The sequence below is a fragment of the Bradyrhizobium sp. genome (genome assembly GCF_027307225.1).
Taxonomy (GTDB): Bacteria; Pseudomonadota; Alphaproteobacteria; order Rhizobiales; family Xanthobacteraceae; genus Bradyrhizobium.
This window is the reverse complement of the sequence record NZ_DAHUXJ010000083.1, coordinates 1-23,311: the sequence shown is the minus strand read 5'-3', so window position 1 is coordinate 23,311 and position 23,311 is coordinate 1. Positions and strand designations below refer to the sequence as shown.

The following is a 23,311-nucleotide window of genomic DNA, read 5'->3' as shown; positions in this document are numbered from 1 at the left end:
CCCTACCTGATCACGGCCGGACCTTGATCCGGCACGGCCACATCGAGCACGCGCAATTGTACCCGCTCGGTGCCCTGCCAGCGATCCACTGCGAGTGAACCCGCCACATGCAGAACCTGGCCGCGATTTGCGATCAATGCATGACCCAGTTTCTGTCCAATGGAGCGAAACGCAATGCCGTTGACGATAGCGCCATCGCCCGATTTGAAGCGCAAGCGCAGATGGGCCTGCCCGACTTCGTCGGCATAGACCAGTTGATGTGACGGCAGAGCGAGGACCGGCTCCGGATTGCCGCTGCCGAAGGGTCCGGCACGATTGAGCGTCGCCGCGAACTCGGTCGTGACGCCACGCGCACTGACCGCGCCATCGACGAAGATTTCATTGACGTGGCGCGACTGCGCCACACCGCGCGCGAGCGCATTTTCCATGTAGGCACGAAATTCGGCGAGCCTCTCCTTGCGCAGGGTGACGCCAGCGGCCATGGCGTGGCCGCCGCCCTTGAGCAACAGGCCGTCGTGCACAGCCTGCCGAACCGCCTTGCCGAGGTCGACACCGCCGATCGAACGGCCGGATCCCGTGCCGATGCCGCCGGGCTCAAGCGCGATGACAAAGGTCGGCCGCGAGAACTTGTCCTTGAGCCGGGACGCGACGAGCCCGACAATACCGGGATGCCAGCCTTCCGATGCCGTGACGATGACGGCGCCCTTGTCCTCAAGCCCGAGCGCGGCCAGCGCCTCTGCCTCGGCTTGCGCTTCCGCCGCCTGCTCGATCAGCCGCCGCTCGTTGTTCAGCCGGTCGAGCTCGGCCGCGATCCGCGCCGCTTCTGAAATATCGCCTTCCAACAACAGACGCACGCCGAGATCGGCGCGCCCGATACGTCCGCCCGCGTTGATGCGCGGTCCCAGCATAAAGCCGAGATGCCAGGCTTCCGGCGGCCCGTTCAGCCGCGCCACGTCCATCAGCGCGGTGTGACCGACATGGTCGCGCCGCCGCATCGCGATCAAGCCCTTGGCGACAAAGGCGCGGTTGAGCCCGATCAGCGGCGCAACATCGGCGACAGTGCCAAGCGCTACATGATGCAACATGCCGAGTAGATCCGGCTCCGGCATTTCCGCCGTCCAGAAGCCCCGCGCGCGCAGTTCGCGGTTGACCGCAACCAGCGTCACCAGCACGAGCCCGACAGCGGCCAGATGTCCGAGACCGGAGAGATCGTCGGGACGGTTTGGATTCACCAGCGCATCGACGTCCGGCAACGCATCGCCGCATTGGTGATGGTCGATCACCACGACGGACATTCCAAGCTTGCGCGCTTCGACGAGCGGCTCGAGGCTGGTGGTGCCGCAATCGACGGTCACCAGCAGCGTTGCACCCTTCCCGGCCAGCGTCCGCACCGCTTCCACATTCGGCCCATAGCCTTCGAAGATGCGGTCGGGAATGTGAATCAGCGGGTCGAGGCGGGAGTGACGCAGATGCCAGGCGAGCAACGCAGCCGAGGTGGCGCCGTCGACGTCATAATCGCCGAAGATTGCGACTTTTTCACCCCCGACAGCCGCGTCCGCGATGCGTTTGGCCGCCGCCTCCATCTGCGTGACGGTGAAGGGGTCGGGCATCAGCTTGCGGATGGTGGGATCAAGAAAATCCTCGACCGCCTCGATGTCGACATCGCGCCCGGCGAGCACGCGCGCCAGCATTTCCGGCAGCTGATATCGCTGCGCGATCGCGAGCGCCCGAGCCGCGCCGCGCGCATCGAGCCGGTCGCGCCACAGCTTTCCGGTCAGGGAATGGGCGACGCCGAGAAAGGCAGGCGGAGCCTCGACGGGCAATGCGGATGCGGGAAGCGTCATGGTGTCTCGAGAGGACTGGCAGGGTAATCGCCTAGGAATACGAAAGGCGCCTTCTTATCCCTCCACCTTGTGGGGAGGGTCGGCGAGCGAGAGCGAGCCGGGGTGGGGGTTAAAGAAATCACAATCAAGCGAACCTTTCGACATCGGGGCCCCCACCCGACCGTCGCTTTGCGACGGCCACCCTCCCCACGCTTTCGCGGGGGAGGGATAAGAAAGACGCACCGACATATTCGGTAGCCTTGGCAAGATAGGCGAGACCACCATTTCTTCAATGAGTCACGAGCAATCGGCCATGGATTATTGCTCTCGCGGCGGGATCGTGCCCGAGTAATGCGTCGATGGAGCCCTTCAAAACACGAGGGCGCAGGGAATGCCGGGTGTTTTTCGCACCCGTAGCTCCGCGTGCAAAGATTGAAAGCACGCAGATAAGCTCACTACAGGTACGCCGAACATTCCGGCATTCCCTGCGCGATGGTTTTAACGGCTTCCTTCGCGCTCGCCCCGGAGACCGGGCTTTCTTGTCTCCGTCCCCGCGTGATGCGAAGCATCATCGCGAGTTGATATCAGCGTCGGGATATCAGGCCCACACGACTTCGCCGTCCGCTTTGCACGCGTTCGTCTTGCGCGTCAAAGCATCCATCGCATTCCGCAGCCAACGTTTCGTGACGATCGCGAAGCGCCCCTCTTGGCGGGCACGGAACGGCCCGGCTTTTAGAAATGATTTGCCCGACGCCGCAAGCGAAAAGGCTGCGACACGTTGGCACGACGGGCAAATCACCTTGATCGTGGGAAAACTTGTCAAGGAATTTGTTGTGGGACAACGCAGTCAAATCCCCTCTCCGGGCAGCGCGAACGCCACCCGGATTCGCTTCGTTCGTCCCGCTACGGCCTGACAGCTAACCGGTAGCCCGCATGAGCAAAGCGGTATGCGGGAGCGGCAAGAGGCCAGGATGTCGCTTTCGCTCATCCGGGCTACGCTTGCTCCCCTCGGACGGAGGCGGCGCCTCACAGTCACCCGGCCCAAAATCCGTCATGGCACCGCCCTGATTGCTTCCTCGCCCAACGAAACACGCATCCGCGAGAACACTATAATGGCGGGACCATGCAGTGCACAACCGGTGGTGGCAACGCTGGGCCGACCCGTCCGGCAACGTCGGGGTATGAAGCCATAGGTTGACGCCGTCCGCCGCCGTTCATCTTTCAGCAAGCATTGCGGTCGATCCTGAGCGGCACGGAGTAATGCTGATGCTCGACCTTGTCTTCGGGCTCAATGCCCGTCTTGGACGTCTGCGCTACTTTCTGGCCTGCATCGCCCTGGGCATCGTGATGACCGGGGTCTGCTTTGCGCTCGTTGTTTCCGGCACTATCCACATTCCCCGCGGATCGCAGCTCACCTGGCAGATGCTGAGCTGGCCCGTTTTGGGCGCGATTGCGTTGTTCGTCCTGGTGACGGTGATGCTTCAGGCGATGCGCGTCCGTGACATCGGCTGGGATCCTGTCGTCGTGATGGCCGCATGGTTTGCCATCGTGTTCGTCGACGTCATCGTCGCTGTGAAGATACCGGACCTTGCGATAGCTCACGACCATTACGGCACGATCGTGGGTTCGCTCGTCAATCTCGTGATGACCGGCATTCTCTTGTTCTGGCCAAGCAGCGACGCGTAAGGCCACGCCGGGACGAAGATTAGCACCCCATCCGCGCGGCCAGTTCGCCGAAATCCCTGGCGACGATGTCCCAATCGCCGTTGGCCTCAAAGTCGTGTTTCTGCAGCGGTCCGTATTCGGTCGGCCGCGCGACGAAGGCTGTCTTCAGTCCCAACTTCCGGGCGGCCGCGAGATCGTGGTTGTGCGCGGCCACCATCATCACATGCCCCGGCGGCAGGCACAAAAGGCGCGCGGCGCCGAGATACGTCTCGGGATCGGGCTTGTAGTGTTCGAACAACTCCGCCGACATCACGAGATCCCAGGGTAGGCCTGCAAACTTCGCCATTTCCGTCAGAAGCGCGACATTGCCGTTCGACAGCGGACTGATGATGTATTTCGTCTTCAAGCGCGTCAGCCCGCCGACGCTGTCAGCCCAGGGATAGAGCCGATGCCAGCCCATCGTGAGGTAGTGCAGGTCGTCATCGGTCAAGCCGGAAATCGAGAGCTGACCGACCAGTATCTCAAGGGAACGCCGATGCAGCACATCGAGGATGACATAGCCGCGCTCAGGATGTTTGCGCACCTCCTCCATCGAGGCGACATAAACGCCGCGCCAGCCGTCGACGAGCGCGGTCCAGTCGGCCTTGATGCCGCGCTTTTGGCCCCATGCGGTGAAATCATTGATCAGGCTGGTGCGCCAATCCACCACCGTGCCGAAGACGTCGAAGACGAGGGCTTTGACTTGTGAAAGATCGGACATGATCGCTTTCCCTGTCCTGTCATTCCGGGGCGCCCGTAGGGCGAGCCCGGAATCCCTGGTGCCGCATCGATTCTGGGAGAAATGGATTCCGGGCTCGCGCTGTGCGCGCCCCGGAATGACGATCAATCGAGATGAAACTTGTCGAGCTGGCGGTGTTCGGCCTTGATGTAGCGCACCGTGCCGGTCACCGAGCGCATCACCACGGTCTCGGTCTGGATGACGTCCTTGCGGAACTTGACGCCCGACAGCAGCGAGCCGTCGGTGACGCCGGTGGCGGCAAACAGGCAATCGCCCCTCGCCATATCCTCGATTCCGTAGATCTGCTTCGGGTCCTTGATGCCCATTTTGTGGGCGCGCTCGCGTTTCTCCTCGCTGTCGAGGATCAGCCGGCACTGCATCTGACCACCGATACAGCGGAGCGCTACCGCCGCGAGCACGCCCTCGGGCGCACCGCCGGTGCCGATATACATGTCGACGCCGGTATTTTCAGGATCGGCGCAGTGGATGACGCCGGCCACGTCGCCATCGGTAATCAGGCGGACGGCCGCGCCGGTCGAACGCACGCCATTGATGATGTCGGCGTGGCGCGGACGATCGAGCACCAGCACAGTAATGGCCGAAGGATCGACGCCCTTGGCCTTGGCAAGCCGGCGCACGTTGTCGGCGGGCGCCGCATCCAGTTCAACCACGCCCTTGGAATAACCGGGACCAATGGCGAGCTTTTGCATGTAGACGTCGGGTGCGTGCAGCAGCGTGCCGCCATCGGCCATCGCCATGGTCGCGATCGCGCCCGGCATGTTCTTGGCGCAGAGCGTCGTGCCTTCGAGCGGATCGACGGCAATGTCGACCTTCGGTCCGGCCTTGAGCCCGACCGTCTCGCCGATGAACAGCATCGGGGCCTCGTCACGCTCGCCCTCGCCGATCACGACCGTGCCTTCGATCGGCAGCTTGTTCAGCTCGCGCCGCATGGCATCCACCGCCGCCTGATCGGCCGCTTTCTCGTTGCCGTGGCCGCGCAGGCGCGCCGCCGAGACCGCCGCGCGCTCCGTCACCCGCACGAGTTCGAGCGTCAGGATTCGCTCGAGCAGCAATTGGGGCGGAACGGAAATATGGGTCGACATCGGCGAATTCCTCCTAACGACTAACTTCTCGGCCGTGCGCTCTCACGCATCGCCAGTTCCGGCGGCAACATCTCTATATTTGAGCATGATTTCCGCGCAAACGCTTCGCGTTCGCCGCGAGGAAAAATTGGTTCCTGCGTTTTCGGATCATGCTCTTCTCAATTCTTCTCGATCCGGATCACTTGCGGACGCCCGCTGATCACCTTGTCGCGCTGCACGGCGTCAAGCGCGCGGTAGACGGCGTCCTCGCTCGTGGCATAGGTGATCAGGATAACCGGCACGGGCGCAGCTTTCCCCGCTATCTGCACGGCGTCAACGCCATTGGCATGGCGCTGGACGATCGATTCAATGGAAATTTTCTGTTCCGCCAGGCGCGTCGCAATGGTGGCGGCAGTGCCCGCCAGATCGCGCGCCATCAAGCGGATGTAATAGCCGCCCTCATGGCGCTCCATCGGCGCTTTCTCGATTTTCCGCAAGCGCTCGACCGGACGCCCGAACGGCAGCGCCCGCACGCCGCGCGCCACATCCGCGATGTCGGCAACGACCGCCGACGCGGTCGCCGCGCCGCCCGCGCCAGGACCAACCAGCGTGATCGGGGGAATGCCTTCACCGTCAATCGTTACCGCGTTGGTAACGCCCATCACTTGTGCGATGGAGGAGGTTTTCGGAACCATCGTCGGGTGCACGCGCTGCTCGATGCCCTTTGCGGTGCGCACGGCAACCCCGAGCAATTTGACGCGGTAGCCGAGTTCGGCGGCGGCGCGTAAATCTTCCGGAGCAATCGAGGAGATGCCTTCGACGTAGATAGCGCTTTGCGAGACGCGAGTGCCGAAAGCGAGGCTCGCCAGGATCGCGAGCTTCTGCGCCGTATCATGACCGTCGACATCAAACGACGGATTGGCCTCGGCGTAGCCGAGCCGCTGGGCGTCCTTCAGACATTCGGCGAACGAGAGACCCTCCTGCTCCATCCGTGTCAGGATGTAGTTGCAGGTACCGTTGAGAATGCCGTAGACGCGATTGACCGCCGTGCCGGCGAGCCCCTCGCGCAACGTCTTGACGACCGGAATAGCGGCGCCGACCGCCGCTTCGAAATTCAGCGCGGCGCCGGACTGTTCGGCGGCCCTCGCAAGCTTCAACCCGTGCCTGGCGATCAACGCCTTGTTGGCGGTCACGACCGACTTGCCGGCCTTCAGCGCCGCCTCGATCGCGGACAACGCAGGCTCGCCCGCGCCGCCCATCAATTCGACAAAACAATCGACGCCGGGATCGTTCGCAAGCGCCAGCGGGTTCCTGGCCCATTCGACGCCTTGCAGATCGAGACCACGCTTCTTGGCCTTTGAGCACGCGGTGACAGCCACCAGACGCACTCCGCGGCCGCAGCGCGACGAGAGCACCCTGCTCTGCTGCTCGATCAGGCGGACCACTTCGGCGCCGACCGTGCCGAGCCCCGCGATACCCACTTTCAGGGGTGCGACCATGATTGGAAAAGACCTGCCGGAGGATTGCCCGCGCGAAAGCACGTGCAGCAATGTTTAGGCCCTATCGCCGGTTGGCGAGAGGAACCACGTTGTGCAATGTTTCGATGCCGCTTTCAAGGAAGCGGCGCACCCCGCGGGCGGCCTGCCGGATCCGTTGCTCGTTTTCCACCATGGCGATACGCACATAGCCCTCGCCGTGCTCACCAAAGCCGGCCCCGGGCGAAACCACGACACCCGACTTCTCGACCATCAGGGTGGCGAACTGCATGCTGCCGACACCACGAAAGGCTTCCGGCAACGGCGCCCAGGCGAACATCGAGGCATCGGGCGGCGGAATTTCCCACCCCGCCCGGCCGAACGATTCCACCAAGGCATCGCGGCGCTTGCGATAGGTATCGCGCATCTCACGGATGCAATCCTCCGGACCATTCAGCGCTGCGGTTGCCGCGACCTGGATCGGCGTGAAGGCGCCGTAATCGAGATAGGATTTCACCCGCGCCAGCGCCGCGATAATGCGCTCGTTGCCGACGGCAAAGCCCATCCGCCAGCCCGCCATCGAAAACGTCTTCGACATCGAGGTGAATTCGACGGTGACATCGATCGCGCCGGGGACCTGCAACACCGACGGCGGTGGATTCTTGTCGTCAAAGTAGACCTCGGCATAAGCGAGATCGGACAGAATGAAGATGTCGTGCTTTTTCGCGAACGCCACGAGATCCCGATAGAAATCGAGATCGGCGACATAAGCCGTCGGATTGGAGGGATAACAGACGACGAGCGCAAGCGGCTTCGGGATCGAATGAATGATCGCGCGCTCGCATGCTTCGAAAAACTGCGGCGTCGGCTCCGACGGCACCGAGCGGATCACGCCTCCGGCCATCAAAAAGCCGAAGGCATGAATCGGGTAGCTGGGATTGGGACACAGCACCACGTCGCCGGGCGCGGTAATCGCCTGGGCAACGTTGGCAAAGCCCTCCTTCGATCCAAGCGTGGCGACGATCTGGGTTTCGGGATTGAGTTTGACGCCAAAGCGCCGCTGATAGTAGGCCGCCTGCGCACGCCGAAGGCCGGCAATGCCGCGCGAGGCAGAATAACGATCGGTCCGCGGCTTGCCGAGGGTTTCCTTCAGCTTGTCCAGAACGTGGGAGGGCGTCGGGAGATCCGGATTGCCCATGCCGAGATCGATGATATCGGCCCCGGCATTGCGCGCGGCCGCCTTGGCCCGATTGACCTGTTCGAACACGTAAGGCGGCAGACGACGAATGCGGTAAAAATCTTCCATGGGACCCTTCAGCTCCGGCAACCCTCGCGGGATCAATGTTGCGGGATTGATTCGCCGCCGTGCCACCCGCAGGCCACTTCGCCTCCGCCTATAATCACACGGAATCAATATCTTAGTGAGATTTCAGACTGAAGCGATTAAAGAATTTCATGCTGACTGGCGCGGTTCAGCGGACCAATTCTAGCACGGAAGGTGTGGTGCGCCAGCAACGAGATTATTTCGCGGCTTGAGCCGGGTTCTGGGCCTGGTTCTGGTCGTTGGCCTGCCCCTGGCCCTTGGCGGCTGCCGCGGTGGCCTGATGGTCCCGCGCGGCGACCAGTTCCTTTTGAACCTTGGCGCGTTCGGCCGGGTCCATGGCGGCCTCATCGCGCTCCGGCGGCAGCGCGTTTACCGGCAGATATGCACCGGTTTCAGTGGCCCGCGGATCGGACGAGACACTGCCAATCGGCATCTCGCTGATCGATGTCGAACAGCCGCCCAAATCCAGCATCACGAGCAGCAATGCTGCCCCGGCCAAAGCTCCGTTTCGCTGTACCCCCGACATACCCAGTCCTTGAACCCATCCGCGCGGCGAACGCCACAACACAACTTTAACAAACGAGGCCCCGGCCCCCGATCCTTTTCACCCGAAATCATTAAACCCCGAACAAGAAAGCGGACCTCTCGGGCTTCAATAAGACAAAGCCATCATAAATATCGCAGTGCAACAGCAACTTTTTGCGAGCAGATTGCCTATTTTTCAACACCGATCTCTTCGGTGACGAAGTTGAAACGAAGCTGTAGTCTTGCCCCATGACCAATGTCACCACTGAAGTGCAGAGTGAAAACAAGTTCAACGCCGAAGCTTTCGCGATGAACATCGCCAAGGCGATGGAAAGCGGCGGCCAGGCGCTTGCATCCTATCTCAAGCCGGCGGCAGGCGGCGACGTACCAGACAAGCCGCCGAACGAGCTCACCGAACTCGTCAAGACGTTCGGAGCGGTCGCCGAGTATTGGCTGTCCGATCCCGATCGCGCCAACGCAATTCAATCCAGGATCGGCAAAGCCTATCTCGACCTGTGGGGCAACTCGGTACGGCGGCTTGCCGGCGAAACGGTTGCGCCCGTTGCCGCGCCCTCGCCGCGCGACAAGCGGTTTGCCGATCCCGAATGGAAGTCGAACCAGTTCTTCGACTTTGTCCTGCAACTCTATCTGCTGACGACGCAGTGGGCCAATGACCTGGTTCGCGACGCCGAGGGGCTCGATCCCCACACCCGCAAGAAGGCGGCCTTCTATGTCCAGCAGCTCACCAATGCATTCGCCCCGTCCAACTTCGTTCTCACCAATCCCGAGGTGCTGCGCGAAACGATGACCTCGAACGGCGGCAACCTGATGCGCGGCATGAAGATGCTGGCCGAGGATATCGAGGCCGGGCACGGCACGCTGCGGATCCGCCAGTCCGACCCGTCCAACCTGGAAGTCGGCGTCAACATGGCGACCACGCCAGGCAAGGTGGTCTTCCAGAACACACTGATGCAACTGATCCAGTATACGCCGACCACCGAAAACGTGTTGCGCACGCCGCTTCTGATCGTGCCGCCCTGGATCAACAAGTTCTACATTCTCGATCTCAAGCCGGAAAAATCCTTCATCAAATGGTGCGTCGATCAGGGCATCACCGTGTTCGTGATTTCCTGGGTCAACCCGGACAAGAGTCTCGGAGCCAAGACCTGGGAAGATTACATGAAGGAAGGCCCGCTCGCGGCGATGGACGCAATCGAACGCGCCACCGGGGAGATGAAGGTCCACACCATGGGCTACTGCGTCGGCGGAACGCTGCTGGCGACCACGCTGGCATGGCTCGCCGAAAAGCGTCGCGTCCGCGTCAGCTCGGCGACGTTGCTGGCCGCGCAGGTGGACTTCACCCATGCCGGCGACCTGCTGGTCTTCGTCGACGAAGACCAGATTTCGGCGATCGAACGCGACATGCGCGCCTCCGGCGTGCTGGAAGGCGCCAAGATGGCCATGGCATTCAACATGTTGCGATCAAACGACCTGATCTGGTCCTACGTCGTCAGCAACTATCTGAAGGGAAAGCAGCCGTCTTCGTTCGATCTGCTGCACTGGAATTCGGACGCGACGCGGATGCCGGCGGCCAATCATTCCTATTACCTGCGCAACTGCTATCTGGAGAACCGCCTGTCCACAGGCAACATGGTGCTCGACAACACCAGGCTCGATCTTTCGAAGGTCAAGGTGCCGATCTACAACCTTGCCACGCGTGAGGACCATATCGCGCCGGCGGATTCGGTGCTCTACGGCTCGCAGTTTTTCGGCGGCCCGGTGAAGTATGTGCTGTCGGGGTCGGGGCACATCGCCGGCGTCGTCAACCCGCCCGCGGCCGGAAAATACCAGTACTGGACCAACGACAACATCAAGGACACCACGCTCGCCGACTGGATCAAGAACGCCGAGGAACACAAGGGCTCATGGTGGCCCGACTGGCGGCAATGGTTGGAGACGATCGATCCCGAGCAAGTGGCCGCGCGCGACGTCGGCGCCGCCGCGCTGCCGCCGATCGAGGACGCGCCCGGCAGCTACGTCCGGGTCCGCGCGTAGCGCAATCGACATCGTTCAGTGTGGTGGATTTGACATTCGTAAACGAACCCGCCGCGACATGAAACGAATGCCAGAACCGGGACATTGGTGTATAAACAGACCGCGTCCCGCGGGGATCGATTTGTACGCAACAGGGGGAAACGATGACGCCTGGATTGATGACGCCCGAACTGTTCTGGCTAACCTTGACCGTGATCCTGACGGGCCTGTTGTGGGTCCCCTACATTCTCAATCGCATCTCGGTTCGGGGCCTGACGGGCTCCATGGCCAATCCATCGCGCGGCGACAAGCCGCATTCGGAATGGGCGACGCGGTTGATGTTCGCGCACGACAATGCGGTTGAAAACCTCGTCGTCTTCGCCCCGCTGGTTCTGATCCTCGCCGAACTCGATTATTCGACAAAAGCGACCGCCTATGCCTGTGCGGTCTATTTCTGGTCCCGCGTCGCGCATCTCATCGTTTATACGATGGGCCTGCCCGTGTTCCGGACGCTGGCGTTCGTGGTCGGCTTCGCCGCTCAGGTGGTGCTGGCGCTCGCGATCTTCAAACTTGCTTGAAGCCGTCCGCGGCGGCGATGTTCAACACGTCGCCGCCCTCACCTCACCCCTTGCGCATGACAAGATGCAGCATCGTGGCCGGCGCCGCGTCAAAGCTCTTGATCTCGCTGGTATCGGAACTGAGGCATTGCCACGGCCCGGCCGACGCATAGGCCATGCGAAGCCAGTCGGTTGAGACATAGTTGTAGTAGCGGCCGAGCGAGTCCCGGCCGTCGCCATCGCCGGACTTGAAACTGGCATAGAACACGCCGCCGGTTTTCAGCGCACGATGAATGCGCGCGAGGATTCCACCAAGCTCGTCCCTCGGCACGTGCAATAGGCAGGCGCTGGCCCAGACGCCGTCGAACGCCTGCGATTCGTCGAGTTCATCAAACCGCATCGTCTCGACGGGGTGATTGAGCCGGTGAGAGGCGAGCGCGGCCATCTCCGGCGAGCCGTCGGTCGCGCGCAGCGCAAATCCGCGCGCCAGCATTTCCGCAGCGTGATTGCCGGCGCCGCAGCCGAGTTCCAGAACCGAGCCGCCCTCCGGCAGCAATCCGAGAAAGCCGATCAGCCGCGTCGAAGGTTCCTTCGCCCACGCCGCGTAAGATTCGGCGTTGTGGCGATAAAATTGCAGCGTCTGCTCGTCCACCGTTAGTGTCCTGGTTCTGACATTCGTATCTTGTCGCAGTGTCGCCACACTAGCAGCCTTCCCTTAAGCCTCGGGAAGACCGAGCATGAGCCGCATGTTTTGCACGGCCGCTCCCGACGCTCCCTTGCCGAGGTTGTCGAGCCGCGCGACCAGGACCGCTTGGCGGTACTTGTCGCTGGCGAAGACATAGAGCTCGAGCCTATTGGTGTCGTTGAGCGCTTCGGGTTCGAGCCGGCCGCTCCTGGCCGCCGGATTGTCTGATGGCATCACCGAAACATAACGGCTGCCGGCATAACGCCTGGCGAGCGCTGCATGCAGATCGGCGCCGCTCGGTTCGCCCTTGAGCGTATCGAGTTGCAGCGGCACCGAGACCAGCATGCCGTGCCGGAAATTGCCGACCGACGGCACGAAGATCGGCCGATGCGTCAAGTTCGAATAGACCTGCATCTCCGCCAGATGCTTGTGCTCGAAGCCAAGACCATAAAGCTCGAAGGACGGCGCGTGGCCGCTCTCGAAATTCTCGATCATCGATTTGCCGCCGCCGGAATAGCCGCTGACGGCATTTACGGTGACGGGATAATCAACCGGCAGAATGCCGGCATCGACCAGCGGCCTGATCAGAGCAACCGCGCCGGTCGGATAGCAGCCGGGATTGGCGACCTTCCGTGATTTCATGATCTTGTCGGCTTGATCGGGGGCGAGTTCGGGAAAACCGTAAGCCCAGTCGGGCGCCACCCGAAACGCGGTCGAAGCGTCCAGGATCTTCGGTCCGGCCGCGCCCATGCTCTCGACCAGCGCCACGGTTTCGCGCGCGGCGGCATCAGGCAAACAGAGGACGACGAGATCGACCTCCTCCATCAGCGCCCGCTTGGCGGCAGCGTCCTTGCGCTTGTCTTCCGCGATCGCCTTGACCACGACGTCGCTCTGCGACCGAAGCCGTTGGTTGATGCCAAGTCCCGTCGTCCCCGACGCGCCATCGACGAACACCGTCGGCCTCGTCTTGACCTCTGAAGTTTTGGCAGCGGAAGTTTTGGGCCGGCTGGTTTCGGAAAGGCTCATGGCACGTTCCTTTCGAGCTTCGGTTCGCCCGCGAAGGCCTGCGGCCGCGCTTTCCGCATCAGATCAGCAATTTGTTGCGAGCCCGTGTCGGGTCGGCGCTGCAATGCGCCGGCGACCGCCGCATAGTCGCTTTCGGACTTATGCTGGTTCAGCTTAAAGCTACCCTCGACTTCCTCCACCGTCATGACAAGCCCGATAATCGCTTTCTTCATCGCCTCTAGCTTCGCTGGCGTCATCTTTGCCGGGGTCCACGGCTTCTTCGGCGACAGCCAGTTCTCGAACTTTGCGCTCAGCACATCGATTTGCACGGCCAACTCCTCGTCCGAGAGCAGCCGCACGGGCCCGGTCAGGTGGACGGACTGATAGAGCCAGGTCGGCACCTGATCGGATGAGACGTACCAGTCAGCCGATACATAGGCATCGGGACCGTTGGCTGCGAGTAGCCATGGTGTGGCGCCATCGGCAAACTTCGCCAGCGGATTGCCGCGCGCGACGTGAAACAGGGCTTGCAGCGCGCCGCCCTCGGTATGGTTCAAGTAGAACGGCAGCGACGAGGCAATCGGCCGCGCTCCATTCCATGCGCAGACCATGCCAAAGCCGCGCGCTTCCGCAAACTCAAGGCTCGCGGTTAGGTCCTGTTTGAACAAGGGAGGCGTATACATCTCAAACTCCTGCGAGGCTGAACCAGAGGCCGCCGGATCAGATGCGCTGACAGGAGAGAATGCCGCGGATCGAACCCGGCGGCAAAGGCGATGATCTAAACGCGAACGATCGCCCTGACCGCGGTGGTGCGGCGGCGGCGATAGGCGAACAAAGGGATCGAAGCGTTGATCATGGTGCGCGCCTATAAGGCCGCAGCCGTCCGCCGTCAAGGTTTTTGGCCGTCTTTTGCTGCATGGGCCTTAACCCGCGCGCCCGGTCAGACCGTCCGCCAGATCCACGCGGCAATCTCGGCGATCACGTCACCGAACAAAAGCAGCGCCGCCGACCAGATCAAGGCCGACACGAAATTCGCGATCTGGAATGGCCAATACGGCATTTCGAAAATGCCGGCAGCGAGTGGCACCGAGGCGCGCAGCGGTCCAAAAAAACGGCCGATGAAAATGCTCGGCACGCCCCAGCTTCTCACGAACGCCTCGCCACGCGGCAGGATCTCCGGATAGCGTGATAACGGCCACATCTGTGCGACCTGCTCTTTGTACTTGAATCCGAACCAATAGGAGAGCCAGTCACCGAGCGCCGCGCCGATGCCGCCCGCAATCCATAGTGGCCAGAAGCTCATGCCGCTGACGCCGATCAGGGCGCCGATCGCCACCAGCGCACCCCACGCCGGAATCAGCAGCGAAATGAACGCAAGCGATTCCCCGAACGCGAGCAACAGCACGATCGGCGCGGCCCAGACTTGATGGTCGCGCACGAAATCGGCTAGCGCGCGCGTATAATCTTCCATTCCAAAAAGCCTTTCCCGGCAATTTATCGCGTTCGTTTAAGCTGGTCGGATCACTAACATCAAGTCACAATGGCGCCCAACACAGAATCAGCCGACGCTTCAATCGCGCAATGGAGATGGGGACAAAACATATGATTGGGTCATTGATGATGCGCACTGCGACCATGATCCTGGTGATCGGCATGATTTGGGGAATCGAGATGGGCATCCGGCAGAGCTTTGCCATGGCGCCGGCACACGCGCATTTGAACCTCGTCGGCGGCGTCCTGCTGTTTGTGTTCGGCCTGTACTACAAGCACTTTCCAACCGCCGGCGGCAGCGCACTGGCGAAATGGCAGGGTTGGCTGCATATCACAGGCTCCATCTTGTTCCCGCTTGGTATCGCGCTCGTCCTTGCCAAGGGGGAAGCCTTCATCGCCCTGCCGATCATCGGCTCGCTGATCGTGCTGCTCGCCATCGCCCTGTTTGCGCTGATCGTGTTCCGCACCTCGCGCGCCTGAGGGCCTCTTAGGACGGTCACTTTTAAAGCTCATCCGTGGCATAGTCGGTCGAGGCCGATTCGCCATATAATCCTCCGCATCACCTAAAGAACTATGTCTAAGCCACTAAAATCAAACGCTAAAACGAAATCGCCGGACGACCTCTTTGGGGCCACCGCGCCAAAGGCCGGCGGGACAGCAAAGGCCGCGTCGCGTCCGAGCACTGCCGAGGCCGGCTATACCGCACGCGACATCGAAGTCCTTGAGGGACTCGAACCGGTGCGTCGGCGGCCGGGCATGTATATCGGCGGCACCGACGAAAAGGCGCTGCATCATCTGTTCGCCGAAGTGATCGACAACTCGATGGACGAAGCGCTTGCTGGACATGCGACCTTCATCGAGGTCGAACTCGGCGCCGATGGATTCTTGACGGTCACCGACAATGGCCGCGGCATTCCCGTCGATCCGCATCCGAAATTTCCGAAAAAGTCCGCGCTCGAAGTCATCATGTGCACGCTGCATGCCGGCGGCAAGTTCGACTCCAAGGTCTACGAGACCTCGGGCGGCCTGCACGGTGTCGGCGTATCCGTGGTCAACGCGCTGTCGTCGCGGCTGGAGGTCGAAGTCGCGCGCGAGCAGAAGCTTTATCGCCTCGCGTTCGAGCGCGGCCACCCGAAGGGCAAGATCGAAGATCTCGGCAAGGTCCACAACCGCCGCGGCACCAGAATCCGTTTCAAACCTGACCCTGAAATCTTCGGCGCCAAGGCGACCTTCAAGCCGCAACGTTTGTTCAAGATGGCGCGCTCCAAGGCCTATCTGTTCGGCGGCGTGGAAATTCGCTGGAACTGCGATCCATCCCTGCTGAAAGGCATCGAGGACGTTCCGGCGGCGGACAGCTTCCACTTTCCCGGCGGCCTCAAGGATTATCTGGCTGCGGCAATCCACGCCGACACGCTGGTGCATCCGGATATTTTCTCCGGCAAATCGGGACGCACCGGCGCGCATGGCGCCTGCGAATGGGCGGTGGCCTGGACGGCGGATGCCGACGGCTTTTTGTCGTCCTACTGCAACACCATTCCGACCCAGGACGGCGGTACGCATGAATCCGGCATGCGCAGCGCGTTATTGCGGGGCTTGAAGGATCACGCCGAGCGCGTCGGCCAGGGCAAGCGCGCCGCCTCCATCACCTCGGAAGACGTGATGGTGGGCGCGGCCGTGATGCTCTCCGTGTTCGTTCGCGAGCCGGAATTTCAGGGCCAGACCAAGGACCGGCTTGCCACTGCGGAAGCGCAGCGTATCGTCGAGCAGGCCATCAAGGACCCGTTCGACCACTGGCTCTCGGGCAATCCGTTGCAGGCCAACAAGCTCCTGGATTTTGTCGTTGAGCGCGCCGAGGATCGTCTGCGGCGCCGCGCCGAGAAAGAGATTTCACGCAAGACAGCGGTGAAGAAGCTGCGTCTACCGGGCAAGCTTGCCGACTGTACCGACACGGCGTCGGAAGGCTCCGAACTCTTCATCGTCGAGGGCGACTCGGCCGGCGGCAGCGCCAAGCAGGCGCGCGACCGCAAGACCCAGGCGATCCTTCCCCTTCGCGGCAAGATCCTCAACGTCGCTTCCGCCACCAAGGACAAGCTCGTCGCCAACGCGCAGCTCGGCGACCTGATCCAGGCGATCGGTTGCGGCACCGGCGCGCACTATCGCGAAGAGGATCTGCGCTATTCACGCATCATCATCATGACCGACGCCGACGTCGACGGCGCCCACATCGCTTCGCTGCTGATCACGTTCTTCTACCGGCAGATGCCGCGGCTGATCGATGAGGGCCATCTGTTTCTCGCGGTCCCTCCGCTCTATCGCCTCAGCCATGGCAGCAAGACATTCTATGCCCGCGACGACGGGCACAGGGACGCGTTGCTCAAGAGCGAGTTCAATGCCAACGCCAAGGTCGATGTCAGCCGCTTCAAAGGGCTGGGCGAGATGATGCCGGCGCAGCTGAAGGAAACCACGATGGACCCGACCAAGCGCACGCTCCTGAAAGTGGTGCTGCTTGCCGACGACCGCGACGGCACCGCTGATTCGGTCGAGCGGCTGATGGGCACCAAGGCCGAGGCGCGCTTTGCCTTCATTACGGACAAGGCCGAATTTGCCAGCGAAGATTTGCTCGACGTTTAGGTTCACAACGTGCCGGAGCAGCAGCATCCTACCGCAGCCGCGAAGCAGGCGGATAAGACTCGATCGCTCATTGATTTTAAAGGGTTTTTGTCCACAAGGGCCCGGCCGCACCCGCGGTTTTACGGCCAAGTGTGCCTAAGCGGTCACAGCTTTTTGGCCAGAAACAATTATAAATGAGGTCAGAATCGAGATTGCGTCGGGCGGCCGGCGCTGAATCGCTCAAGGGGTTGCAAATGAAGAAGCTGGTGTTGGCATTGACCGCGGTCGCGGCGTTCACGGGTTCGGCTCTCGCGGCCGATCTTCCCGCCCGCAGCTACACCAAGGCGCCCGTCATGCCTGAGCCGGTTTACAACTGGACCGGCTTCTACATCTTCGGTGGCGCCGGCGGCGGCGTCTGGGATGCGGATACCACGACCCAAAACGCGGCGACTGGCGCGCAGATTCTCAGCAGCCAGAGGCAGGGCGGCGACGGCTGGTTCGGCACGGTTGGCGCCGGTTACGACTGGCAGTTCAACCATAGCTGGGTTGTCGGCCTCTTCGCTGACGGACAGTTCGGAAGCCTCAAGGGCACGATCCAGGACCAGGGCCCGTTCGCTGCGGGTAACATCAAGAACAACGACAGCTGGGCTGTCGGCGCGCGCCTCGGTTGGCTGGTTGCTCCGAATGTCTTGTCCTACGTGAACGCCGGTTACAGCGACGCGCACTGGAGCGGGACTACGTTGACCAGCACTATCAACGGCACGCTGTTGGGCTCGACGAACGGCTTCGACCGCGGCGGCTGGTTCGTCGGCGGCGGCGTCGAAAACAACCTGAATATCTTCGGCATTACGGCGCCGGGTTGGTTCATGAAGACCGAGTATCGCGCCGCTTATTATGACCGCAACAACATCAATGAGATCAACACGGCCGGTTTGCCGACCAACACCAACATTACCTTCAAGCCGCTGGTGCAGACGATCTCGACCTCGCTGGTCTACCGATTCAACTGGGGTGGCCCGTTGGTCGCCAACTACTGAGATCAGTACTGATCTGAGCTAAAATCGGACTCGAAAGCCTCGGCTTGGCCGGGGCTTTTTTGTGTCTCATTCAAAAGTCCCTCGTGACGAAGCCTTCTCATCGCCGGTAAATACCCCCTCGAGGATGGATCCGTCGTTGAGGTCATTATGCGTAATTTGCTGCTCGTGCTCGGCCTGATTGCGCTCGGTATCGGCCTTTTGTGGATCGGCCAGGGCACCGGCACGATCACTTGGCCTGCATCGAGCTTCATGATCCGGCAGATCCAGTGGGCTGGCTACGGCGCTGCGCTGGCCGGCCTCGGTCTTGTGCTGATCTGGCAGAGCAAGCGCTAGCGATCGCGTAGCCCGGATGAGCAAAGCGATATCCGGGGTCGCACTCAATTGTCCCGCATGTCGCTCACGCTCATGCGGGCTACCAACTATTCGCGAGGCGAATGCACATGTTCGGGGCGTACGCCGATGGCAACGAGGCGGCCGGCGAGCGCCTGGAGCCAGGGTACGGAAGAGACGATGCGCAGGAACATCGGCACCCGAAGCGGCTTTTCACCGGGCCTGACCACCTGACTGATGAGCTTGTTCTGAACGACCACCTGCATCGCTTGCGTCATCCGCACCGGGAAAGTGCGCCGTTGCTGCACAGCTTGCAGTTCTTCCTCTGACGGACAGCCTCGGTCCGCTTTCAATGTGATCAATTTCGCCGCGAGAAGGTTGGCGGTCGCGACCGCATCCTGGATGGCGAGATTGACGCCGACGCCGCCCACCGGCGACATCGCATGCGCGGCGTCTCCGATGCACAGCAGTCCCGGCTGCGTCCATCGCTTCAACCGGTTGATGGCAACCGTGAGCAGCTTGACGTCATCCCACGTCTTCACATCCGCCATGCCGGCAGCCAGGATCGGCGCCATGCTGACGACGTCGTTGCGAAAAGCGTCGAGCCCCCTCGCCTTCACGGCGTCGAACCCGTTCTTGGCGATGACATAGGCGCATTGCCAGTAATCGCCCCGGTCGAAAGTGACGAGCATCTTGCCGGTTTCGAGCCGCGCAAACAGGTTCTCGGTTTCGTTGGCGCGCCTTCCGGAGCGAAACCACAGCACATCCATCGGCGCGCCGATTTCATCCACGTCGAGTTTCGCGCTCTCGCGCACAGTCGAGTGCCGTCCGTCGCAGGCGATGGTCAGGCTCGCATGGATTTCAACCGGGCCATCGACCGTTTCGGCGTTGACCCCGACGACCCGGTCGCCCGACCAGATGAGGCCGGTGGCATTGGTCTTCATCATCACCTGAAGTGATGGAAAGCGCTTGCCGTTCTCGCGCAGGAAATTGAGGAAATCCCATTGTGGCATCATCGCGATGAACGGGTATTTGACGCGCAGGCGGCTAAGGTCGGCGATACGGACGGACTCGCCGCCGAACTGGCCTTCCATCTTCTGCAGTTGCTGATGCGGCACCTTCAGGAAGGCGTCGATCAAGCCAAGTTCGTCCATCACCTGCAACGTCGAGGGATGCACGGTATCGCCGCGGAAATCCCGGAAGAAATCGGCGTGCTTTTCCAGCACCACCGCCTCGATGCCGGCGCGGCCTAACAAATAACCAAGCATCATGCCGGCCGGGCCACCGCCAACGATACAACAATGGGTTTCGATGGTTCGGGGCATCGGCTACTCCCGCCGCGTTGTGGGAGGCCGTTATATCGCGACCTGCCGCCAGATTGCCAACGGCGGAAGCTTCTGACTTCCGACACGGACACCTTCGCACTTTTCCTGTTCTGCGAACGCTCGATGATCCGGTCGGCAAGGACTGACGCACCGAGCACTAGTGCGGCGAATTTGAAGTTCCTATCAGTTTCGCCGTGGGTTCGTTATAGGAACTTCAAATTCTAAGCCGCACTAGAAACCTATATTTGCTAGAGCTCCTTTGATTCCGAAGTTCGCGTCGGAGGGGCCGCAATAGCTTGCGAACTTCGGAATCGGAGCTCTAGTGCGGCGAATTTGAAGTTCTATCAGTTTCGCCGTGAGTTCGTTATAGGAACTTCAAATTCAAAGCCGCACTAGAAAATATCATTTGCTAGAGCTCCTTTGTTTCCGAACTTCGCATCAGAGGTCACCGCAATAGCTTGCGAAATTCGGAATCGGAGCTCTAGCTCTTCCTGGCCTTCGGTCGAGGCTTCGGCCGGTGTGGCAAGCGCGCCAGAAGCGCTCCGACAAGACCGAACAGCGCTACCGAGAACCTTTACGCCGGCCCGCCTCTCATGCCGATCCCCTCCGCGATTCGCCATGGCGCTCGCCCCATTGCTGCCCGTTGTGTCAAAAGATTAAGCTTTTTCAACGCTTGTAACCTCGTTTCCATTGACTTTGGCGGATGCGCGCCTATGTTCCGGTTAGACGCGGCCCGGTATCGAAACGTGATGCCCCGCCTCTCCGCGTACCCGAAAAATCCCGTGCAAATTTGCGTGCCGTTCCGGGGTTAAGCGCGATAGCCCTTTTTTCAAGATTCCAGACGGCGGTATCTTCCAGAGGCTAAATGTCTTTTTCCAATCTCGGCTTGTCCGAAAAGGTGCTCGCCGCTGTTGCGGCCACCGGTTACACCAACCCCACCCCCATTCAGGAACAGGCGATTCCCCACGTTCTGGCCCGTCGCGATGTTCTTGGCATTGCCCAGACCGGCACCGGCAAAACCGCCGCCTTCGTTCTCCCAATGCTTACGATCCTGGAAAAGGGCCGCGCCCGCGCCAGGATGCCCCGCACGCTGATCCTGGAACCGACGCGCGAACTCGCCGCCCAGGTCAAGGAAAGCTTCGACCGCTACGGCGTCGGCCAGAAGCTCAACGTGGCGCTGTTGATCGGCGGCGTTTCCTTCGGGGACCAGGATACCAAGCTCACACGCGGCGTCGACGTTCTGATCGCAACTCCGGGCCGGCTACTCGACCACACCGAACGCGGCGGACTATTGCTCACCGGCGTCGAACTGCTGGTGATCGATGAAGCGGACCGGATGCTCGATATGGGTTTCATTCCCGACATCGAACGCATCTGCAAGCTTGTCCCCTTCACCCGCCAGACCCTGTTCTTCACCGCTACCATGCCGCCGGAGATCCGGCGCATCACCGAGACCTTCCTGCACAACCCGGAGAAGGTGGAAGTTTCGAGACCCGCGACGACGGTGGCCACCATCACCCAATTGCAGGTCCCCTCGGGACGCGAAGCGCATGACAAGCGCGAAATCCTCCGCCGCCTGCTGCGCGAGGCCAACGACCTCAACAACGCGATCATCTTCTGCAACCGCAAACGCGAAGTCGCCGTTGTCCACAAATCGCTGCAAAAGCACGGCTTCAGCGTCGGCGCCCTGCACGGCGATATGGACCAATCCGCTCGCACGGCGGCGCTCGACCAGTTCCGCAAGGGCGAAATTCCGCTGCTGGTCGCTTCCGACGTCGCCGCCCGCGGCCTCGACATTCCCGCCGTCAGCCATGTCTTCAATTTCGACGTTCCCCACCACGCTGACGATTACGTGCACCGGATCGGCCGCACCGGCCGGGCCGGACGCACGGGAACTGCGGTTTCCATCGTCACATCGCTGGATCACAAGTCGCTGGCGGCCATTGAAAAGCTGATCGGAAAGAGCATTCCGGTCGCCGAAGGCGACTGGACGTCTCGGCCGGCTGAGCAGGCCGGCCCTCGCGAGCATCGGGAGCGCCCACGGGAAGGCGGGCGCGAAGGCTCCCGTGGCGGGCGCAAACGGCGCCGCGATCGTGACGCTGGTCATGGTGGTGGACGCAACCCCACCCCCGCGATACAACCTACGGTCGCTACAACGGCGCCGACGCCCGGCACTTCTCCCCCGGCGCAGCGTCCTCCGTCCATCGGTCGCCCGGCCGGACCCAGAAGTTCGCATAGCCAGTCGGAACCCGCGGATCACTCTCATCTTCCAGCGTTTTTGCTGCGTCCGGTGCGCGCCCGCGTGTGATCGCGGGCCGATTGTGAGTATGGGGGTAGAGATCCCCTCGTTTACGGCTCGTTAGTCAACCTACGGTAGCTTGCGCTCATAGTTTATGAAATTTGGCGCGAGAATCGGGCCGCGCCGACGTTCGCTGGGGGCGAGTTCGTTGCTGGACGAATACGAACGCACAATGGCCTTTGCCGAATTGGCGCTAGGCCAGATTCGCTCGTTGCGGCAAACCGCAATCCCGCGCAATTACGAAATCTGGTACGTCTACGCGACCGGCTACAATTCGCAGCTCAACCAGGTCATCAACGAGACCCTCGCGCGCAACGGCAAGCTGACGGAAGCCGACCTCGAGCAGATCTACGAAACCTACCTCTCGCATCTCAAGACGACCGACCGCATCGACAAGGTCGGCGCCCGCGTCATCGGCGAAATCGATGACGTGATGAAGCTGATCGGCGACGCGCTCGGCATGTCGGCCTCCTACAATGCGAGCCTCTCCGGCGCGACCGAACGGCTCGCAAAGGCCGTGGGCCGCGAGCAGATCATGAAGATCGTCGACACGCTCGTCAAAACGACGCATGAGATGCGCGATACCACCAAGGCGCTGGAAGATCGGCTGGCGTTATCGAAAACGGAAATCACAAATCTGCAGCACAGCCTGGAGGCGATCCGGGCGGAGAGCCTCACTGACCCGCTAACCGGTCTCGGCAACCGCAAATACTTCGATCGCTCGCTTGAGACGGCGGTTGCGACGGCCTTCGACACCGGCGAGCCGCTGTCACTGCTGATGTTCGACATCGATTACTTCAAATCCTTCAACGACTCCTATGGTCATCTCACCGGCGATCAGGTGCTGCGGTTGGTCGGCATGTCGCTGAAGCAGACCATCAAGGGCCAGGACATCACCGCCCGTTACGGCGGCGAGGAATTCGCGGTGGTGCTGCCCAACACCGCGCTGCGCCAGGCGTTGACGGTCGCCGATCACATCCGCCGCGCCGTCATGGCGAAGGAATTGAAGAAGAAATCCACCGGCGAAATCCTCGGCCGCGTCACCATCTCGGTCGGCGTTTCCATGCTGAAGCCGGGTGATGATACCGACTCGCTGATCGAGCGCGCCGACGCCTGCCTCTACGCCGCCAAGCGCAACGGCCGCAACCGCGTCATCTGCGAAGTCGATCCGGAATACGCCGCCGAGAGCCGCAGCCAGGTAGCGTGATTCAAAGTCCCTCGTCGCCGTGAACGCACCCCGCAGACCCTCATGATGAGGAGGCGCGC

At 61.8% G+C, this 23,311-nt stretch carries 20 protein-coding genes; 9 read left to right on the top strand and 11 right to left on the bottom strand.

All coding sequences use genetic code 11. The annotated features are described in order from the left end of the window. Positions 1-2: 2 nt before the first annotated feature. Entirely contained in the window at positions 3-1,844 is a 1,842-nt protein-coding gene (recJ, locus tag M6D32_RS14705; protein ID WP_298257359.1) for a single-stranded-DNA-specific exonuclease RecJ, read from the bottom strand. 1,245 nt (positions 1,845-3,089) lie between these two features. Between recJ and M6D32_RS14700 the strand changes: the two genes are divergently transcribed. Further along, positions 3,090-3,509 (top strand): hypothetical protein, encoded by a 420-nt coding sequence (locus M6D32_RS14700; protein ID WP_298257358.1) that lies wholly within the window; start codon positions 3,090-3,092, stop codon positions 3,507-3,509. A 19-nt stretch (positions 3,510-3,528) separates the two neighbouring features. Here M6D32_RS14700 and M6D32_RS14695 read toward each other — a convergent pair whose 3' ends face one another. The 5 genes from M6D32_RS14695 to M6D32_RS14675 form a co-directional block, all read right to left on the bottom strand. After that, positions 3,529-4,248, bottom strand: a complete 720-nt coding sequence (locus M6D32_RS14695) for a haloacid dehalogenase type II (RefSeq protein ID WP_298257356.1) — start codon at positions 4,246-4,248, stop codon at positions 3,529-3,531. Positions 4,249-4,370: 122 nt separating this feature from the next. Next, the gene (glpX, locus tag M6D32_RS14690) at positions 4,371-5,369 is read right to left on the bottom strand and encodes a class II fructose-bisphosphatase (RefSeq protein WP_298257354.1); all 999 of its coding nucleotides are present in this window, start codon (positions 5,367-5,369) and stop codon (positions 4,371-4,373) included. 158 nt (positions 5,370-5,527) lie between these two features. Continuing rightward, positions 5,528-6,847 (bottom strand): homoserine dehydrogenase, encoded by a 1,320-nt coding sequence (locus M6D32_RS14685; protein WP_298257352.1) that lies wholly within the window; start codon positions 6,845-6,847, stop codon positions 5,528-5,530. A gap of 61 nt (positions 6,848-6,908) precedes the next feature. Next, positions 6,909-8,129: an LL-diaminopimelate aminotransferase gene (locus M6D32_RS14680; RefSeq protein WP_298257350.1), complete on the bottom strand. Its 1,221-nt coding sequence runs from the start codon at positions 8,127-8,129 to the stop codon at positions 6,909-6,911. 214 nt (positions 8,130-8,343) lie between these two features. Then, on the bottom strand, positions 8,344-8,622 hold the full coding sequence (locus M6D32_RS14675) for a hypothetical protein (RefSeq protein ID WP_298257377.1): 279 nt from the start codon (positions 8,620-8,622) through the stop codon (positions 8,344-8,346). A gap of 299 nt (positions 8,623-8,921) precedes the next feature. Between M6D32_RS14675 and phaC the strand changes: the two genes are divergently transcribed. Next, entirely contained in the window at positions 8,922-10,727 is a 1,806-nt protein-coding gene (gene phaC, locus M6D32_RS14670; RefSeq protein WP_298257348.1) for a class I poly(R)-hydroxyalkanoic acid synthase, read from the top strand. A 158-nt stretch (positions 10,728-10,885) separates the two neighbouring features. Then, a complete protein-coding gene (locus M6D32_RS14665) occupies positions 10,886-11,284 on the top strand; it encodes an MAPEG family protein (RefSeq protein ID WP_298257375.1) in 399 nt (132 codons plus the stop codon). Between the two features lie 43 nt (positions 11,285-11,327). Here M6D32_RS14665 and M6D32_RS14660 read toward each other — a convergent pair whose 3' ends face one another. The 4 genes from M6D32_RS14660 to M6D32_RS14645 all read right to left on the bottom strand — a co-directional run bounded on the left by M6D32_RS14660 (position 11,328) and on the right by M6D32_RS14645 (position 14,424). Beyond that, entirely contained in the window at positions 11,328-11,915 is a 588-nt protein-coding gene (locus M6D32_RS14660; protein ID WP_298257346.1) for a class I SAM-dependent methyltransferase, read from the bottom strand. Positions 11,916-11,978: 63 nt separating this feature from the next. Next, complete coding sequence (gene argC / locus M6D32_RS14655) at positions 11,979-12,974, bottom strand: N-acetyl-gamma-glutamyl-phosphate reductase (protein WP_298257345.1); 996 nt, start codon at positions 12,972-12,974, stop codon at positions 11,979-11,981. Continuing rightward, a complete protein-coding gene (locus tag M6D32_RS14650; protein ID WP_298257343.1) occupies positions 12,971-13,636 on the bottom strand; it encodes an FMN-binding negative transcriptional regulator in 666 nt (221 codons plus the stop codon). The genes argC and M6D32_RS14650 overlap by 4 nt, the downstream gene beginning before the upstream one ends. 257 nt (positions 13,637-13,893) lie before the next feature. Further along, on the bottom strand, positions 13,894-14,424 hold the full coding sequence (locus M6D32_RS14645; RefSeq protein ID WP_298257341.1) for a DedA family protein: 531 nt from the start codon (positions 14,422-14,424) through the stop codon (positions 13,894-13,896). A 149-nt stretch (positions 14,425-14,573) separates the two neighbouring features. Here M6D32_RS14645 and M6D32_RS14640 point away from each other — a divergent pair, with 149 nt between their 5' ends. The 4 genes from M6D32_RS14640 (at position 14,574) to M6D32_RS14625 (ending at position 18,424) form a co-directional block, all read left to right on the top strand. Next, entirely contained in the window at positions 14,574-14,924 is a 351-nt protein-coding gene (locus M6D32_RS14640) for a hypothetical protein (RefSeq protein WP_298257339.1), read from the top strand. 93 nt (positions 14,925-15,017) lie between these two features. Further along, positions 15,018-17,075: a DNA topoisomerase IV subunit B gene (gene parE, locus M6D32_RS14635; RefSeq protein ID WP_298257337.1), complete on the top strand. Its 2,058-nt coding sequence runs from the start codon at positions 15,018-15,020 to the stop codon at positions 17,073-17,075. A gap of 233 nt (positions 17,076-17,308) precedes the next feature. Further along, a complete protein-coding gene (locus M6D32_RS14630) occupies positions 17,309-18,091 on the top strand; it encodes a porin family protein (protein WP_298257335.1) in 783 nt (260 codons plus the stop codon). 147 nt (positions 18,092-18,238) lie between these two features. Beyond that, positions 18,239-18,424 carry a hypothetical protein gene (locus tag M6D32_RS14625; protein ID WP_298257333.1) on the top strand — a complete coding sequence of 62 codons (186 nt, stop codon included), beginning with the start codon at positions 18,239-18,241 and terminating at the stop codon, positions 18,422-18,424. 86 nt (positions 18,425-18,510) lie between these two features. On the opposite strand, the gene M6D32_RS14620 is transcribed toward M6D32_RS14625, so the two are convergent. Further along, positions 18,511-19,746 carry an FAD-dependent oxidoreductase gene (locus M6D32_RS14620; protein WP_298257331.1) on the bottom strand — a complete coding sequence of 412 codons (1,236 nt, stop codon included), beginning with the start codon at positions 19,744-19,746 and terminating at the stop codon, positions 18,511-18,513. Positions 19,747-20,611: 865 nt separating this feature from the next. On the opposite strand from M6D32_RS14620, the gene M6D32_RS14615 reads away from it, so the two are divergent. Continuing rightward, positions 20,612-22,054 carry a DEAD/DEAH box helicase gene (locus M6D32_RS14615; protein ID WP_298257329.1) on the top strand — a complete coding sequence of 481 codons (1,443 nt, stop codon included), beginning with the start codon at positions 20,612-20,614 and terminating at the stop codon, positions 22,052-22,054. Positions 22,055-22,217: 163 nt separating this feature from the next. Then, complete coding sequence (locus tag M6D32_RS14610) at positions 22,218-23,252, top strand: GGDEF domain-containing protein (RefSeq protein WP_298257327.1); 1,035 nt, start codon at positions 22,218-22,220, stop codon at positions 23,250-23,252. Positions 23,253-23,311 lie beyond the last annotated feature (59 nt).

Bases quoted from the DNA above. Each gene is read 5' to 3' on its own strand.
- M6D32_RS14695 (WP_298257356.1), bottom strand. From the start codon at position 4,248: ATGTCCGATCTTTCACAAGTCAAAGCCCTCGTCTTCGACGTCTTCGGC.
- M6D32_RS14665 (WP_298257375.1), top strand. From the start codon at position 10,886: ATGACGCCCGAACTGTTCTGGCTAACCTTGACCGTGATCCTGACGGGC.
- M6D32_RS14640 (WP_298257339.1), top strand. From the start codon at position 14,574: ATGCGCACTGCGACCATGATCCTGGTGATCGGCATGATTTGGGGAATC.
- parE (WP_298257337.1), top strand. From the start codon at position 15,018: ATGTCTAAGCCACTAAAATCAAACGCTAAAACGAAATCGCCGGACGAC.
- M6D32_RS14650 (WP_298257343.1), bottom strand. From the start codon at position 13,636: ATGTATACGCCTCCCTTGTTCAAACAGGACCTAACCGCGAGCCTTGAG.
- M6D32_RS14700 (WP_298257358.1), top strand. From the start codon at position 3,090: ATGCTCGACCTTGTCTTCGGGCTCAATGCCCGTCTTGGACGTCTGCGC.
- M6D32_RS14680 (WP_298257350.1), bottom strand. From the start codon at position 8,129: ATGGAAGATTTTTACCGCATTCGTCGTCTGCCGCCTTACGTGTTCGAA.
- M6D32_RS14645 (WP_298257341.1), bottom strand. From the start codon at position 14,424: ATGGAAGATTATACGCGCGCGCTAGCCGATTTCGTGCGCGACCATCAA.
- glpX (WP_298257354.1), bottom strand. From the start codon at position 5,369: ATGTCGACCCATATTTCCGTTCCGCCCCAATTGCTGCTCGAGCGAATC.
- argC (WP_298257345.1), bottom strand. From the start codon at position 12,974: ATGAGCCTTTCCGAAACCAGCCGGCCCAAAACTTCCGCTGCCAAAACT.
- phaC (WP_298257348.1), top strand. From the start codon at position 8,922: ATGACCAATGTCACCACTGAAGTGCAGAGTGAAAACAAGTTCAACGCC.
- M6D32_RS14685 (WP_298257352.1), bottom strand. From the start codon at position 6,847: ATGGTCGCACCCCTGAAAGTGGGTATCGCGGGGCTCGGCACGGTCGGC.
- M6D32_RS14630 (WP_298257335.1), top strand. From the start codon at position 17,309: ATGAAGAAGCTGGTGTTGGCATTGACCGCGGTCGCGGCGTTCACGGGT.
- M6D32_RS14615 (WP_298257329.1), top strand. From the start codon at position 20,612: ATGTCTTTTTCCAATCTCGGCTTGTCCGAAAAGGTGCTCGCCGCTGTT.
- M6D32_RS14610 (WP_298257327.1), top strand. From the start codon at position 22,218: ATGGCCTTTGCCGAATTGGCGCTAGGCCAGATTCGCTCGTTGCGGCAA.
- M6D32_RS14620 (WP_298257331.1), bottom strand. From the start codon at position 19,746: ATGCCCCGAACCATCGAAACCCATTGTTGTATCGTTGGCGGTGGCCCG.
- M6D32_RS14625 (WP_298257333.1), top strand. From the start codon at position 18,239: ATGCGTAATTTGCTGCTCGTGCTCGGCCTGATTGCGCTCGGTATCGGC.
- recJ (WP_298257359.1), bottom strand. From the start codon at position 1,844: ATGACGCTTCCCGCATCCGCATTGCCCGTCGAGGCTCCGCCTGCCTTT.